The 15688-nt window shown below is 65.2% G+C and carries 12 protein-coding genes; 2 read left to right on the top strand and 10 right to left on the bottom strand.

The window, feature by feature from the left end; all coding sequences use genetic code 11:
* Positions 1-59 precede the first annotated feature (59 nt).
* Positions 60-2945 carry an AfsR/SARP family transcriptional regulator gene (locus tag B9C43_RS35910; RefSeq protein WP_084431138.1) on the top strand — a complete coding sequence of 962 codons (2886 nt, stop codon included), beginning with the start codon at positions 60-62 and terminating at the stop codon, positions 2943-2945.
* Positions 2942-5611, top strand: a complete 2670-nt coding sequence (locus tag B9C43_RS35915; protein WP_084431139.1) for an AfsR/SARP family transcriptional regulator — start codon at positions 2942-2944, stop codon at positions 5609-5611. Before B9C43_RS35910 ends, B9C43_RS35915 begins: the two co-directional genes overlap by 4 nt.
* Before the next feature lie 7 nt (positions 5612-5618).
* On the opposite strand, the gene B9C43_RS35920 is transcribed toward B9C43_RS35915, so the two are convergent.
* From B9C43_RS35920 to B9C43_RS35965, 10 genes are read right to left on the bottom strand one after another with little or no spacing between them, the layout of a single operon-like run.
* Positions 5619-7223: a type 2 periplasmic-binding domain-containing protein gene (locus B9C43_RS35920; RefSeq protein ID WP_084431140.1), complete on the bottom strand. Its 1605-nt coding sequence runs from the start codon at positions 7221-7223 to the stop codon at positions 5619-5621.
* A gap of 22 nt (positions 7224-7245) precedes the next feature.
* Entirely contained in the window at positions 7246-8091 is an 846-nt protein-coding gene (locus B9C43_RS35925) for a carbohydrate ABC transporter permease (RefSeq protein ID WP_033388596.1), read from the bottom strand.
* The gene (locus tag B9C43_RS35930) at positions 8088-8990 is read right to left on the bottom strand and encodes an ABC transporter permease (RefSeq protein ID WP_033388598.1); all 903 of its coding nucleotides are present in this window, start codon (positions 8988-8990) and stop codon (positions 8088-8090) included. Before B9C43_RS35930 ends, B9C43_RS35925 begins: the two co-directional genes overlap by 4 nt.
* The gene (locus B9C43_RS35935; protein WP_143446825.1) at positions 8987-9646 is read right to left on the bottom strand and encodes a cupin domain-containing protein; all 660 of its coding nucleotides are present in this window, start codon (positions 9644-9646) and stop codon (positions 8987-8989) included. The genes B9C43_RS35930 and B9C43_RS35935 overlap by 4 nt, the downstream gene beginning before the upstream one ends.
* On the bottom strand, positions 9634-10488 hold the full coding sequence (locus B9C43_RS35940; RefSeq protein ID WP_084431141.1) for a DUF6807 domain-containing protein: 855 nt from the start codon (positions 10486-10488) through the stop codon (positions 9634-9636). The genes B9C43_RS35935 and B9C43_RS35940 overlap by 13 nt, the downstream gene beginning before the upstream one ends.
* Entirely contained in the window at positions 10479-11576 is a 1098-nt protein-coding gene (locus B9C43_RS35945) for a Gfo/Idh/MocA family protein (RefSeq protein WP_084431142.1), read from the bottom strand. Before B9C43_RS35945 ends, B9C43_RS35940 begins: the two co-directional genes overlap by 10 nt.
* Before the next feature lie 8 nt (positions 11577-11584).
* On the bottom strand, positions 11585-12595 hold the full coding sequence (locus B9C43_RS35950) for an endo-1,4-beta-xylanase (RefSeq protein WP_235039045.1): 1011 nt from the start codon (positions 12593-12595) through the stop codon (positions 11585-11587).
* A gap of 21 nt (positions 12596-12616) precedes the next feature.
* Positions 12617-13405, bottom strand: coding sequence for a carbohydrate ABC transporter permease (locus tag B9C43_RS35955; RefSeq protein ID WP_033388604.1), 789 nt, complete (start codon positions 13403-13405; stop codon positions 12617-12619).
* Complete coding sequence (locus tag B9C43_RS35960) at positions 13402-14331, bottom strand: carbohydrate ABC transporter permease (RefSeq protein ID WP_084431143.1); 930 nt, start codon at positions 14329-14331, stop codon at positions 13402-13404. Before B9C43_RS35960 ends, B9C43_RS35955 begins: the two co-directional genes overlap by 4 nt.
* Positions 14328-15596 carry an ABC transporter substrate-binding protein gene (locus tag B9C43_RS35965; protein ID WP_200825831.1) on the bottom strand — a complete coding sequence of 423 codons (1269 nt, stop codon included), beginning with the start codon at positions 15594-15596 and terminating at the stop codon, positions 14328-14330. Before B9C43_RS35965 ends, B9C43_RS35960 begins: the two co-directional genes overlap by 4 nt.
* Positions 15597-15688: the final 92 nt, after the last annotated feature.

The following is a 15688-nucleotide window of genomic DNA, read 5'->3' on the forward strand; positions in this document are numbered from 1 at the left end:
TGGTCATCGCGACTGGATGAGATCTGAACGACGACTGGACGCGGTGGAGGTGGGACACGTTGCGGATCCAGGTGCTGGGGCCGGTCCGGGCGTGGCGGGACAACGGTGACCAGGTCGATCTCGGGCCGGTCGGACAGCGGGCGGTGCTCGGGCTGCTCGCGTTGAACGGCGGCCAGGGCATGTCCCGTGCCGACCTGATCGACGCCGTGTGGGGACAGCGCCCACCTGCCAGTGCCGTGAACATCCTGCAGACCAGGGTGAAGCACCTGCGGCGGCTGCTGGAACCCGATCGTCCGCCGAGAGCAGGAAGCACTGCTCTGCCACGCGCAGGCGACGGCTACGCCTTGCGGATCACCACGGACCTCACCCGTTTCCGCAAGCTGGCAACGACTTCCGACGCGCACGTGCTCAAGCAGGCGCTGGACTTGTGGCACGGTCCACCCCTCGCGGACATCCCGACGCTCGCCGACCACCCGGCAGTTCTTGCGGTGTCGAAAGAACGACAGGCCGCGATCGCGCGCTACGGGGAGATGATGATCTCGCTCGGCAGTGCCGCCGAGGCGTTGTCGGTGCTGGAAGAGGCCGCCACCGAACAGCCTCTTGACGAAGCCGTGCAGGCACGGTTGATCAGGGCGTATCAAGCCGCTGGCAGGCGCGCGCAGGCTTTCGAGGTATTCCATGCGATTCGCAGGCGCCTTGCCGACGAACTGGGTGTCGTACCTGGTCCCGAGCTGACTGCGGCACACGAAGAGGTGCTGCACGAGGACATCCCGGTCACCGCCAGCCGCCCGGTTCCCAACCAGTTGCCCGCGGACGTGCCCGGCTTCACCGGCCGCGACGCCGAGCTGTCCGAAATGGACGAGCGGCTGGCCGGCCCTGGCATGCCGATCTGCGTGATCTCCGGGACGGCCGGCGTTGGCAAGACGGCGTTGGCCATCCACAGCGCTCACCGGATCCGCAAGCGTTTCCCTGACGGCCAGCTGTACGTCGACCTGCAGGGTTACTCCCCTGGCCGTCCTGTCACGGCTCTCGATGCGCTCGGGCGGTTCCTCAACGCGCTTGGTGTGCCCGGTGCGGAAGTCTCGCTGGACGTGGCCGACCGTGCCTCGCGGTTCCGCACTGAGCTGGCCGGACGCCGAATGCTTGTCGTGCTGGACAACGCCAACTCGGTCGAGCAGATCCGGCCGCTGCTGCCCGGCACGGAGTCCTCCGCGGTCATCGTGACCAGCCGCGACAGCCTGGCGGGCCTGGTCGCGTTGCACGGCGCCCATCGGCTGGACCTGGATCTGTTGCCCGCAGCCGAGGCACAGCAACTTCTCCGCGACCTGATCGGTGCGGACTCCGAGTCGATCGTCGTCCTGGCCGAGCAATGCGCGCGGTTGCCGCTCGCGTTGCGGGTCGCGGCCGAACTGGCCATCAGCCGTAGCGGTCCGTTGCACGAACTGGTGCAGGAATTGGCGGATCAGCAGCGCAGGCTGGAAATACTGGACGCCGGCGGCGACGACCGAGCCGCCGTGCGCGCCGTGTTCTCCCGCTCCTACGAGCATTTGCCCGTCGACTCGGCCCGCGCGTTCCGCCTGATCGGCATTCATCCCGGCGCCCGCGTGGATCCCTACGTCCTCGCAGCGCTCGCCGAAGCCAGCCTTGACGACGCACGCCGGACGCTAGACCAGTTGGCCCGAGCCCATTTGACGCAACCTGACGGATCGACCCACGACCTGCTGAAGGCCTACGCCGTCCAGTTGGCAGAGCAGGAAGACTCGGCTGACGAACGAAAAGCGGCGCTGGTCCGGGTTTTCGACTACTACCTCGCCGCGTCCATGGCCGCGATGCATGTGCTGCACCCGAAGCACCACGACGATCCTGGCCCCTACATCCGGCCTCTGCCAGACGCCGAGGCAGCACGGGAATGGCTGGACGCTGAGTTGCCCACACTGATCGCGCTGTCGGCGTACGGCTGGCCTTCGTACACAACCAAGTTGGCCACCACGCTTCACCGTTACCTCGACGGCGGCCGCTATGCCGAAGCGCTCGTCATCCATGGCCATGCGCTCAAAGCCGCAGACAACGCGACTGATCGTGCCCACGCGTTGACCAATCTCGGCACGGTCCTGTGGCGGGCAGCGCGCTACTCCGATTCCGCCGATCATCTGACCCAGGCACTTGAGCTGTATCGACAGCAGAACGACCTGAGCGGGCAAGCGCGTGTGCTGACCAACCTGGGAGTGGTCGACGAACGGCTCAGCCGGTACGAACAGGCCGAGGACCACCAACGCCGTGCGCTGGCCATCTACCACGAGCTCGGCGATCAACTCGGCGAAGTCCAGACCCACGTGAGTCTCGGGATCATCGACGAGCGCCGAGGCAAGTTCTCGTCCGCCGCCGAGCATCTCAGCGCCGCGCTGGAACTGTGCCGGACGATCGGTTACACATCGGGCGAGGCGTATGCCCTGCTTAACCTCGGTTACGTCGACAAGAGGATGGACCAGTACACGGCGGCGGGCGAGCACTTCAGCCAAGCCATGGACCTGTTCAAACAGTTGGGCGAACGCCGAGGAGAGGCGTACGCGCTGACCAATCTGGGAGAACTGGATGTGCGGCGAAGCCAGCCCCAGGTGGCGATCGACCGGCACTTGGCCGCCATCGCGCTGTTCGGCGAAGTCGGTGAACAGCGAGGTCTGGTGACTGCGTTGAACGGCCTTGGCGAAGCCCTGTTCGCAATTCGTCGCAGCATCGACGCACGCGCCCGGTACACGGCCGCACTGTCGCTTGCCGTCGAAACGGGCGACGAGGACGAGGAAGCACGCGCCCACAACGGGTTGGCGCACACGTACCGGCTGGCCGGTGACGGCGCGCAAGCACGTGACCATTGGGAGAAGGCGCTGGAGCTCTACACCAAGCTGGATGACCCGCAGGCCGAGAACGTCCGGGCGCAGCTGTTGTGATCAGGATCCAGGTACTCGGACCACTGCGGGTCTGGCGGGACGGCACTCTGCTCGACCTCGGTTCGGCGGGTGTCCGTGCGCTGCTTGGCTTGCTCGCGCTCAACAGCGGGCAACCGACGTCCCGCGCGGACATCGTCGAGGCCTTGTGGCGTGATCAGCCGCCGCCCAGTGCGTCGAACGTCATCCAGACGTACATCCGGACCCTGCGACGACTGCTGGAACCCGGCCGGCAAGCATACGGCCACAGCTCCTATCTGCCTCGCATCGGCGATGGATACGCCTTGCGGGTACCGGACCTCGATGTCCTCCGGTTCAAACAACTGCTTGCTTCGCGTCACGACGCCGAAGCGCTGCGGCTGTGGCACGGTACGCCGCTCGCCGACGTCCCGGCTCTGGCCGGTCACAAGAAGGTCCTCGCGCTGATCGAACAACGCCGGGCCGCCCTCGCCCGCTACGGTGACCTCCGGATCACGGCAGGAGCGGCACATGAAGTCGTCACGCTTCTTGAGGACGCTGCCGCTGACCAACCGCTGGACGAAGCCGCGCTCGCTCGCCTGATCCGTGCGTACCAGGCCGTCGGCCGCAGGGCGCAGGCGTTCAGGACGTATCACACCGCGCGCCGAAAGCTCGCCGAGGAACTCGGTGTCGACCCGGGTCCCGAACTGGCGGGCGCGTACGCCGAACTGGTGACGCACGCCAAGCCTGCCCCGGCGCAACTACCGGCGGACGTCGGCGGCTTCACCGGCCGGGCAGCGGAACTGTACGGACTGGACAAAGCACTGGCCGACCATGGCCCCACAGGTCTGCTGTGCGTCATCTCGGGTAGTGCGGGCGTCGGCAAAACAGCGTTGGCAGTCCGATTCGGACACCAAGCCCGCAAACGCTTTCCCGGCGGGCAGCTGTACATCGACCTGCGCGGGTTCGACTCTGAGCAGCCGTTGTCAGCCGATGACGCGCTCGCCCGGCTGCTGAACACGCTCGAGGCACAGCAATTCCACGAAGCAATCACCGGCAAACGCGTGCTCTTGGTGCTGGACAACGTCGGCTCGGCTGACCAGATCGCACCGCTGCTGCCCTGTCCGCCCTCCTGCACGATGGTGGTCACCAGCCGTGACACATTGCCCGACCTGAGCGCACACCACCGCGTCGAACTGGACGTACTGTCCCAACAGGACGCACTCACCCTGCTGACCAAGATGATCGGCACACGCACGCAAGCCGAACCTCAAGCGGCGGAGGCACTTATCGCGCAATGCGCCCAGTTGCCGCTGGCGTTGCGGGTCGCCGCGGAACTCGTCGTGTCCAGGGCGACCACGAGTCTGTCCACATTGGTCGAAGAGTTGGCTGACCGAGGCAGGCGGCTGATGTTGCTCGACGGCGGCGGCGATCAACGGGCCGCGGTCCGTGAGGTGTTCTCGTGGTCGTACCGGCATCTGAGTTTCGAGGCGGCCCGTGCGTTCCGGCTACTTGGCCTGCACCCGGGCCTGGACATCGACATCACGGCGGCGGCCGCACTGTTCGGTACCGAGATCGCCAAGGCATCCCTGCTGCTCGAAGTTCTCGGGCGGGCGCACCTCGTGCACACGACAGCACCCGGCCGGTGGGGAATGCACGATCTGCTGCGTGCGTTCGCCGCCGACCTGGCCGAGGACAACCAAGCGACCCAACGACTGTTCGACCACTACGTGAACACAGCCGAAGCCATGTCGGCTCCGCTTGATCAGGCAAGCCGGGCCTGGCTGGACGCGGAACTGCCCAACCTGACGGCGATCTGCACCCACATGGCGGCTGGGCACATCGTTCGCCTGGCGACCGCGCTCTACCGTTACCTGGACGGAGGCAGGCACGCCGAAGCACTCACCATTCACTCGTATGCCGAACAAGCAGCCGTGCGGTTGAACGATCTGTCCGCCCAGGCGCACGCCGTGACCAACTTGGGTTCGGTCCACTGGCAGCTAGGCCGTTACGAAGACGCCGCCACGCACTACCGACGAGCCCTCGACATCCACCTCAAAGCCTCAGACCAGGCAGGCGCGGCCCGTGCCCTGACCCGCCTTGGCAACGTCGAGGAGCAAACCGGACGGTACGAGCAAGCCGCCGAGCACCATGCGCAAGCGTTAGCGCATGCCCGCGCGGCAGAGCACCCGAGCGGCGAAGCCCGGGCACTGACCAACCTCGGCATCGTCAACGAACGCTTGGGCAACCTCGACACGGCCGCAACCCTGCATGAACAAGCGCTCAACCGCTTCCTGCGGCTGGGTGACTGGGTGGGCGAGGCGGTGGCCCGAACCAGACTCGGCATGATCGCGATGCGCACCGGCGCCCACGACCGCGCGATGCAGGAGCACGAACGTGCACTCGCCATCTCACGCGAATCAGGGCACCTGCGCGGCGAGGCACACTCGCTGATCAATATCGGCGACGTGCACCGGAGTGGCGGCAGGTACACGCAGGCCGCAGCGCATTACCGGGACGCACTGGAGCTCTGCGAGCTGACCGGCCACGAATACGGCCGCGCCACAGCCCTGAACGGCCTCGGCGACGCACTCGGCAGCACCGGGATGATCGCCGAGGCCCGTCAGCACTACGCCGAAGCTCTGGCCATCGCCGTCAAGATAGGCGACCTGGACGAACAAGGCCGCGCCCACACCGGCCTCGCCCGATGAGGATGTGTCACTGGGAGCGCATGGCTTCCTCGAATTCCTTGCGGACTTGGTCGCCGCCTGTCGATCGCCAATTCCGGACGACGTCATCCCATGCGGACACCGGCTTGCGACCGCTGAGGATGTCGTTCTGGCCATCGTTGATGATCGTGCCGAGTTGGCCTTGTTTGCGGGACCATGCGTCGGAGAACAGGCTCACTGTGGGGTCGGCGACGGCGGTCGGGATGATCGAGGCTTGGTACTCGTACGACTTGCGGGTCGCGTCCGGGTTGCCTGGTACGAAGATCACGTCCGGTGAGTCCACGATGTACCGGACGCCCAGCGCGGTCTGCGTCACGCCTGCTTGGGTCTGCTGTGGACCTCCGTCCTTCATCGCATAGTGTGTCCCGGCGATTCCGTACTTGCGGAAGAGGTACTCCTGCGTTCCGAAGGGTGCCGCGAGCCAGTTGCACAGCTGCAGCAATTGCCGGGCGCGGCCTTCGTCGGTCTTCTTCATCACCGTGAAGTTGTTGGTGGCCTGCGCCTGCCATGTTGCTGCCCATCCGCCGCCGTTGTACTTCGGGGGGCGCATTCCTGAGATCGCGAAGCTTGGGCCGGCGATGTTCTCCGCGTAGAACTGGGGCCATGCGGTGTATCGGTCAAAGATGAGCAGTGCGATACCTGCGTTGAACCACTTCTTCACGGGGGCGTTGTTCGTGAAGCTGTCCGGGTGCACCGTGCCCGAGGCGACCAGTTGGGCGCAGTCCGCGAGCGCTTGTTTGAATTCCTCGTACTCGTAGCGGGACTTCAGCTTTCCACCTTCGTCACGCCACCGCCACGGCAGGTCGAGCATCTGCGAGACGTAGTCGGTCGGCGCCTGTGCCAGCGCCCACCGATTGGGTCCGCTGACCTGCTTGCACAGATCCCGGAACTCCGCGAAGCTGCCGGGGTTCGGGTTGACGCCAAAGCTCGCCAGCAGGTCGTCCCGCCGGAACATCAGGCTCCCGCCAACGCCACGCGACACCGGAAGCCCGTAGATCCCGCCGTTGTACCGGCAGTCTTTCCACGCCGCCGTAGGCAGGTTCGCCAGGAACGGGTATTCCTTGGCCGCGTCACCCGCCAGGTAGGGCGTCAGGTCCTGGCACTTGCTGGCCATCCACGCAGGCAGATTGGCCACACCCGCAGGCAAGCCGTTCGGCGTGTACAAGGCGGGCACGATCAGGTCAGGCAGGTCGTCACCGGCCACCAGGGTGGCGAACTTCGTTGCCATGTCGGCGTTCGGCACGATCGTGAGCCGCAGATCGGCGCCGATCCGGCGGTTGAGCTCCTGCCAGTACGGATTCTGGTCCACAGCAGGCGGAACGGGCGATCCCGTCAGCACGAAGGCCGACACCGACCCGCCGTTCATCGGGGGCGTGTTGAACGCCTTCACCGGCGGCTCTGGATACTTCAAGAACGCGTCAAGCAGCCCTTGCTCGTTGCCTTTCAGATCCGGCTGGATTCCGGGATACGGCGTGTACGTCGGCAGTTTGATCCCAGTGACGGTTTGTTCGGGGTTGCCGTTCGACCCGCTACTGCAGCCGGCGACCGCGGTCGCGACAGCACCGGTCAGGAACAAGCGGCGGTTCACGGACATCGTTGTCTCCTTCGCTCGATGATCAGCCCTTCACGGCGCCGACCAACACCCCCTTGGTGAAATGGCGTTGGACGAACGGATAAACCAGCAGCACAGGAATGATCGACAGCACCAGGATGGCCATCTGAATGGCTTCCCGCGGCGGCAGCTCGGTCGCGCCAAGCTGGTCGACCCCGAGTTCGGACTGGTTCACCACATACGTTCGCAACACCAGCTGCAACGGCCACTTCGCGGTGTCGTTGATGTACAGCAACGCCCCGAAGAACGAATTCCAGTACGCCACCGCGTAGAACAGCGCCACCACAGCCAGAACTGCCTTGCTCATCGGCAGAACGATTCGCCACAGCACGGCGAAGTCACCCGCGCCGTCGATCCGGGCGCTGTCCATGACCTCCTGTGGCAGCTCCATGAAGAACGCCCGCAGCACGATCACGTTGAAGGCGTTGACCATCACGGGCAAGATCAGCGACCAGTACGTGTCGAGCAGCCCGAGGTACTTCACGATCAGATAACTCGGGATGATCCCGGGCGTGAACAGCAACGGCAGCAACACGATCGCGAGCAACGGCCGATGCAACAACGTCCCGCGCCTGCTCAGGCCATAAGCCAGCAAGGTTGTGGCGATCAAACTCAGCGCGGTCCCGACAACCGTGACAAGCAGACTCACCACTGTCGCCCGGGTCACCACGCCGCCGGACAGAATCGCCTCATAGGCATCGAAGCTGATTCCGCTGGGAAACATCACGAACCCGCCTGCTCGCGTGACGTCCTCACGGCTGGCGAGGCTGGTCGCGATGATCCCGAAGAACGGCACGATCACGGCCGCGCAGCAGATGGCGAGCACCAGCGCCTTCAGTGACCTGATCATCGGTGGTAGATCCCTTGTTCGCCGAACTTGTGGGCGAGTTTGTTGGCACCCAGCACGAGCACAACGCCGACAATGCCCTTGACCAGACCGACCGCGGCGCTTATCCCCCAGCTGCCGGCGAGAATCCCGTTGTTGTAGACGTACGTGTCCAGCACTTCGCTGACATCCGAACCGACCGCGGCCTGTTGCAGGATTATCTGCTCGAACCCGACCGTCAAGGCGTCACCGAGCCGGAGAATCAACAGCAGGACAATGATTCCGCGCAACCCCGGCAACGTCACGTGCCACAACTGGCGGGCACGGCTGGCACCGTCGATCGCGGACGCCTCGTACAACGTGGTGTCTATCCGGGACAGTGCCGCGAGGAACAGGATCGTGGCCCAGCCCGCGTCCTTCCACAGCACCTGGCTGGTGATCAGTAGTTTGAACACGTCCGGGTTGCCGATGATGTCCACCGGGGACAGTCCAGCCGACCGCAGCGAGTTGTTCAGCAGCCCGGAGTCGCCGAGCATCTGCTGGAACACCGCGACCACGATCACCCAGGACAGGAAGTGCGGCAGGTAGAGCACACTCTGCACGACCTGTTTCACCCGCTCGGACAGCAGGCTGTCCAGCAGCAGAGCCAGGCCGATCGGGATCGGGAACACCACGATGACCTGCAACAACGTGATCACCAGGGTATTGCCGAGTGCCCTGAGGAACGCCGCGTCCCCGCCCAACAGCACACCGAAGTTGTCGAACCCGACCCACGGACTGTCAGCGATCCCGAGATACGGCTGATAGTCCTTGAAGGCGATCACGTTGCCGAGCAGAGGCACGTAGTGGAACACGAGCAACGCCAGTACTCCCGGCAACGCCACCAGGATGAAGATCTTGTCCCGCCGAAGCCGCTGCTTCATAAGGCGTATTTGTCCAACATTCCGCACATGCCGTACGTACGCTGTGCGGGTGCCTGCGCGACCTCGACCTCGCTCTCCATCAGGTAATCCACGTTGCCCGACCGCAAGGAGTTCAGGTGCCGCTGGGTTTGCCTGACCGCCTCGAGCGGACCGTCCTCCCAGCGCTTCTCCCAGTCGTCCAGCCGATCGGCGACAAGCTCGGCAGCCTGCTGGTAGAACTTCGGCAGCGCTCCCGGATCACGGACCAGCTCGAGAAAGCCGCGGACCGCGAGGTCCCTGCGCTCCCGCGGCTTGCGAGTCCGGCGATACTCGACCGGATCGGCCAGTATGTGAGACGGATAGGTCAGCACGGCGTCCCCGGCTTCGGGCAGCCCGCTGTTCTGCATCACGACGATGACCCGCAGCGAGGTGCCGTTGACGGCCCGGTGGATCGTGCCCGGCCCGAACCACACCACGGATCCCGGGATCAGCGGGTACTCCTGCAGTCCCTGCGCTGACAGGGTTTGCAGGCTTCCCGAGCCGGAAACGGTGATGTACGCCTCGGTACAGGTGAGATGGACGTGTGGAGATCCACCACGGCGGCCGTCCTCGGCCTGCCACGGGTAGACCGACAGACCGGAGACGGCGGTCGCGCCTGGGAAGATCACCAGCCCCACGTCCAAACCTGGTCTTCCAGCCGGTCACGGTCCCACGCCCCGTTGCCGATCAGCAGCCGGTAGCGCAGCCTCAACGTCTCGTCCGGCGGCAGGACCAGTTCGTCGTAGAACGCCAAGGACGGGTTGACCACGGCGAACGGCTCGGTGCGGACGAACCAGTGGAAGTCCGGGTTGGCCGGGTCGCCGATGAACAGCAGGGTGGACTTGCGGTCGACCTCGTCGTGCTCGCCCACGAAGGCCAACCAGCCCGCCCTGCCGCCCATCAGCTCAGGTCCCGACTGCCCGTCCGCCGCCAGGACCGTTCCCCCGGTGAACGACCGCGGCCCTCGCCAGAAGAAACCGCAGTACCCGGCCTGTTCCCGGCCGAAAACGGTCGGGCTTCCGAACTCCAGCACCGCACCACGCACGTTGCGCAGTTCGAAAGTCAGGTCCAGCCACCAGAAGTCCGAGCCAACCCCGTAGGAGATCTCCCGGCGCTCGGAGATCCACTTCTCCCCGGCCGCGGTGATCCAGTCGACCTCCTCGATCCCCGGCCCGTCGAACGTCCGGTGCACCAGGGACCCCACGTTCGGCAGGACCTGGTAGCCCTCGCCGGTCACCCACGACACCCCGCCCCAGAAGTTCTCGCCGGACAAGTGGGACGCGGTCATCGCCAAGCCCTTGTGCCAGCGGTGGTCGTGCGGACGGTTGCCCGTCACGACGTCACCGTCGAGTGTCCGCAGTGGATGGAAGCTCGGGCACGGGCATTCGAACGCAGGAGTGTCGGGGCGATAGGTGTACCGGAACAGCTCGACGTCATGAACTCTGAGCGTCAACGTCCGGCCATCGTCCACTACGGCCACGGCTGCGAACCTCCATCCATTCGCTGGGAGAACGGGTCTTCTGGACCGATCTCGCCGCGCCGGACCGGTACCCCGGTGAACGCGGACTTGTACATCGCGGCAATCAGTTCGAGTGCCTCGCGCCCTTGTGGACCAGACAGCGGTGGCCGTTCGCCGCGTTGCATGGCATCGAGGAGGTACGGCAGCTGAGCCGAGTGGGAGCTGCTCACATCGGCGGGAATGTCGGTCCACGACGCGATCCGGTCCTTGTCACGGACATGCACCGCCGGGGTGAACCGCCAGTCCGCGTTCTTGTAGCCGTACAAGTGCGTCAGTTCCACAGTGGCGTCGGCCAGGTCCACCCGGATGTAGGTTTCCTCGCGCGGCGACAACACACTGTTCACAATGGACGCCATCGCACCGTTGGTGAAACGGACCATGGCCATGGAGACGTCCTCGGTGTCCACCGCACGGGCCAACCGGCCGGCCATCGCGCGTACTTCAGCCCATTCACCGAGCAGCGCGAGCAGCAGGTCCATCTGGTGGATGCCGTGCCCCATGGACGGTCCGCCACCTTCGGTCTCCCAACGTCCTCGCCAGGGCACGTCGTAGTAGTTCTGGTCGCGGTACCACGTCGTCTGGCACAAGGCGACCAACGGCTGCCCCAGCGCGCCGGACGAGATCAGGTCAATGGCGTTGCGGCCGCCTGACCCGAATCGGTGCTGGAACACCACGCTGGCGTACGGTCCACCCTCCTGCTCCGCGGCTTCGATCCGAGCGTATTCGGCCAACGACAGACAAGGCGGCTTCTCCACCCAGACCCACACCCCGGCTTCGAGACACCGCACCGCGATGTCCGCGTGGGTCATCGGTGGCGTGCACACCACCACCAGATCCGGTTTCTGGACCGCCAGCATCGCCGCGACGGACGTGTACCCCGCCTGGATGTCGCATTGTTGCTGGAAATCCGCGAGCCGCTCCGGGTCGTTGTCCACCGCTGCGACGATCTCGACCCGGTCGGCCTCCGCGCGTAACGCGGGGATGTGGGCGGATTCGGCGATCACCCCGCACCCCACGATCGCAGCCCGGAATCTCTGGTGCTGTGTCATCGGCGTCCTTACGAGTTGATGGCCCAGTACGCGGGCTTCGGTCGCATGTTCGCGTCGAACAAGCAGGCATCGCCTTCACCGGGGAACACGTCCGGCACCCATGAATGCCGGTCGGTGAACCCCCACGTGGTGAACTCCACGCAGCGCCGCGCCGCGTGGCAGCCATCCCACAACTCCTTGAAGTACTGCGCCTGCGTGGTCAGTTTGGCCGTATCGGCGGGCAACGGCATCCGGACGTCGGCCTCGGTGATGGCGATGTCGAGGCGCAGGGCGCCGAACCGCTTGAGGTTGTCCCGGTAGCCGGATGGGAAGCCGTATTCGAGCGACAGATGAGCCTGGATGCCGACGCCGTCGATCGGAACACCCTGCTGCCGCAGCGAACGGACCAGCTCGTACGTGGCGGTGGACTTGGGGTTGACGCCTTCGATGTTGTAGTCGTTGATGTAGAGCTTGGCAGACGGATCGGCCTGCCGCGCCCAACGGAAAGCATCGGCGATGTAACCGTCGCCTAGCTTCTGTTGGAACACAGTGTCACGCCGGGTGCCGTCCTCGTTGAACGCTTCGTTGACCACGTCCCAAGCCCGGACCTTGCCCCGGAACCGGCTGACGACGGTCGTGATGTGCTGGCGTAGCACGCTTCGCAGCTCGTCCGCGGGCAGATCGTTCACCCAGCTGGGGAGTTGGCTGTGCCAGACCAACGTGTGCCCGCGGATCGTCTTGCGGGTCTGCTTGGCGTAGCGCACGAGTTCGTCGGCACCGGACCAGTCGTACTGGCCTCGGGTGGCTTCGAGCGTGCCCCACTTCATCTCGTTCTCGGGCGTGACACTGTCGAACTCACGCGTCAGCACCGCCCGGTAGTCCCGTTCGGCCAGGTGAGCCGGTGTGACCGCGCTGCCGACATACCGGTGGGTGATGTCCTTCAACGGCGGTCTGGTCAAGTATCCGGCGCCGGCCGACGGGGCCTGCCAGATACTCACCCCGATCAGCAGGGCACCGGCTAACGCGGTTCTTCGCAACATCCTTGTTGCTCCTTGTCGTCGTTATTTCCCGCCGACTCCCATCAGGCCGCTGGTCAGGGCGCGGCGGGCGAACAAGTACGCGATGAAGATCGGCAATCCGGACAGCACGACCGCGGCGAGCAGGCCAGGAACGTTGATGCCGAACTGGGTCTGGTACTCCCACAACGACAGCGTCAGCACGCGCTGCTCCGCCGACTGGGTGAGCACCAGCGGGAACAGGAACCCGTTCCACGCCTGCAAAGCCGAGTAGATGCCAATGGTGGAAATGGCCGATGTGGACATCGGGATGACCAGGTTCAGCAGGACTCGCCAGCTGGTCGCGCCGTCGAGGGCCATGGCCTCGTACACCTCTTCGGACACGTCCCGCATGGCGCTTGACAGGATCAACACCGAGACCGGCAACGAGAACGCGGCCGTGGGAAGCACGACCGCGAGCAGTGAGTCGTACAGGTGCAGCCGGGTGATCACCAGGTAGATCGGTACGACCGTGACCTGCATCGGGATCGCCAGGCCGAGCAGGAACATCCGGAACCCGCTTGACACGATCCGGCTGGGCGAACGCACGATGGCGTACGCGGCCGGAATCGCGGTGATCATGACAAGTGCGACAGTCCCGGCCGTGACCATCACAGTGTTGCCCAGCGCGGTCGCGAAACCCTTGTCGAACACGGAAAGGTAGTTGTCGGCTGTGACTGCGTCCGGCACCGCCAACGGGCCGTTGTCCAGGTAGTCGTCCTGGGTCCGCAGGGTCGCCCCGAACAGGGCAAGCAGCGGGACGGCCACGATGACCAGCCAGAGCAGGGCGATCACATGCCCTCCCGGGTGCTCCGCATCTTCGCGAAACCGGAGATCCGCACCAGGATGATCGAAATCGCCGTCGCGAGCACCACCAACGCGAAGGCGATCGCGCTGGCGTATCCCATGTCGTACGAACGGAACCCGGTGGCGTACATCCGGAAAGGCAGGATGTACGTGGACGTTCCAGGCCCGCCCGCGGTCAGCACGAGCACGGTCTCGAAGTAGGTCAGCGCGCCGACGATCATCAGCACAGATGACGTCACGATCGTATGCCGCAGCTGCGGCAACGTGATGTGCACGAACTGACGGAACTTGTTCGCGCCATCGATCACCGCGGCCTGGTACAGCACTTCGGGGATCTGGCGTGTCCCGGATTGGTAGATCAGTGTGTGGAACGGGATGAACTGCCACGAAGCCACGAACGCCACCGAGATCATCGCGCCCTGTGGCGTCCCGATGAAGTTGCCGTCGCCACCGAAGTAGGACGGCAGTCCCCAGTTCGGATCGAGCAAGGCGTGCCACAGGATCGCGATCGCAGTGCTCGACAACAACAGCGGCAGGAAGAAGATCGCCGACAGGACCGCCCGGCTGCGCTGCTTGCCCGCCGCCCACACCCCGAGCAGCAAGCTGATCGGTGTCTGGAACCCCCAGCACAACACGGTGAGAATCGCGCTGAGCCACAAGGAATCCAGGATGGCCGGGTCGGTGAAGAACCGTTCCCAGTTCGCCAGCCCGGCGAACTCGGGCGTGCCAAGGAGATTCCATTGGGTCAGCGACAAGTACGCCACCAGGACCATCGGCGCGATGCCGAACAGTCCGAACAGGACAAGCCCGGGCACGATCCAGCCCGCGCCCGGCCTGCTGAGCGTGGTGACCGGACGGCGGTCCGGTGGCTGGGTGGCAGCCACCGGACCGGCCCGGTCAAGCAGGGCACTCACTTGACCTGCTCCAGATTGGTCACGAACTGCTCAGGCGTGATCTTTCCGTTGAACAAGTCCTGGATCGTGGTGTGCAAGGTCTGTGCGCCCGCGGACGACAGCGCCTGGTCCCAGGACAACGTGAACGCCGGTGCCTTGCGGACCATGTCGAGCTGGAACCGGGCGAACTCCGGGTTCGGCGTGCTCGCCAGCTTGGGCTCGACCGAGCCGAGCACCGGCACGTCACCGGCGTCCAGCAGGCCCTGCACGTAGGTGTCGCTCATCATGGTCTTGAGGAACTGGATCGCGGCGTCCTTGTGCTGGGACTTCGCCGTGACCGAGAAGAAGTTCGTCGGGTTGCCCACGACGTTCGCCGGATCCCCCGTGCCGCCGTCGACTGCCGGGAACGGCGCGAACCCCAGGCCCTTACGGGCGAAGTCCGGCTGGAGTTCCATGTGGTTGGTGAACTCCCACGAGCCCATCAGGTGCATTGCCGCCTTGCCCTTGGCGAACAACGTCTCCGCGGCGTGCGAGTTGTAGTCGACTGATGCGTAGTTCGTGCCGAACGCACCGCGGTCGACCAGGTCCCGGACCGTCTGTGCCGATTTGAGCACAGCCGGATCACGCCAGGCGCCCGGTTCACCGTTGGAGATGCGCTTGAACACATCCGGTCCGCCGTAGCGGTCCACGAGGTATTCGATCCACATCAGCTCGGTCCACGCGGTCGCGCCGCCGAGGGCGAACGGAGTCACCCCCTTCGCCTTGAATGTGTCCACAAGGGACAAAAGGTCCTGCCAGGTTTTCGGCGGTTGCGCATCACCGAAAACGTCCTTGTTGTAGAAGAGGATCACCGGCTGCATGCCGCGCAACGGCACGCCGTAGTACTTGCCGTCGATCTTGCCGACGTCCAGTACCGCGGGCAGGAACGCCGACTTGAGCGCCGGGTCGGCGTCGAACGCGGGCGTCAGGTCCGCCAGTTCCCCCGCTTTGACGTACGGCGCGATGGATCCGCTGCCCCAGTTGAAGAAGACGTCCGGCGCGTTCGGTGAGCCGATCGACACCCGCAGCTTGTCCGGATAGCTGTCCGGGTTGAACTTGTCGATCACCACTTTGACCGGCGACGTCTTGTTGAACTCGTCGGCCGCCTTCTGCTGGGTCTCGTTGAGCTTGTCCTCCAGCACCCAGACATGCAGCGTGCCGCCGTCGCTTCCGCCGCCGCCCTGCGGGCCCGACGTCCCACACGCCGTGGCTAACAGCAGCACTGCTATCAACCCGAATCTGATCACGGACTTCCTCCGATAGTTTCGAAAGAATGGCGATCTGTTTCGGGGACTGTAGATGCGGCCCGCCATACCGTCAAGGGGCTCGCCATCCGCTC

The sequence above is a fragment of the Kibdelosporangium aridum genome (assembly GCF_900176515.1).
In the GTDB taxonomy this organism is placed as follows: Bacteria; Actinomycetota; Actinomycetes; order Mycobacteriales; family Pseudonocardiaceae; genus Kibdelosporangium; species Kibdelosporangium aridum.

Bases quoted from the DNA above. Each gene is read 5' to 3' on its own strand.
- B9C43_RS35920 (WP_084431140.1), bottom strand. From the start codon at position 7,223: ATGTCCGTGAACCGCCGCTTGTTCCTGACCGGTGCTGTCGCGACCGCG.
- B9C43_RS35925 (WP_033388596.1), bottom strand. From the start codon at position 8,091: ATGATCAGGTCACTGAAGGCGCTGGTGCTCGCCATCTGCTGCGCGGCC.
- B9C43_RS35930 (WP_033388598.1), bottom strand. From the start codon at position 8,990: ATGAAGCAGCGGCTTCGGCGGGACAAGATCTTCATCCTGGTGGCGTTG.
- B9C43_RS35945 (WP_084431142.1), bottom strand. From the start codon at position 11,576: ATGACACAGCACCAGAGATTCCGGGCTGCGATCGTGGGGTGCGGGGTG.
- B9C43_RS35950 (WP_235039045.1), bottom strand. From the start codon at position 12,595: ATGTTGCGAAGAACCGCGTTAGCCGGTGCCCTGCTGATCGGGGTGAGT.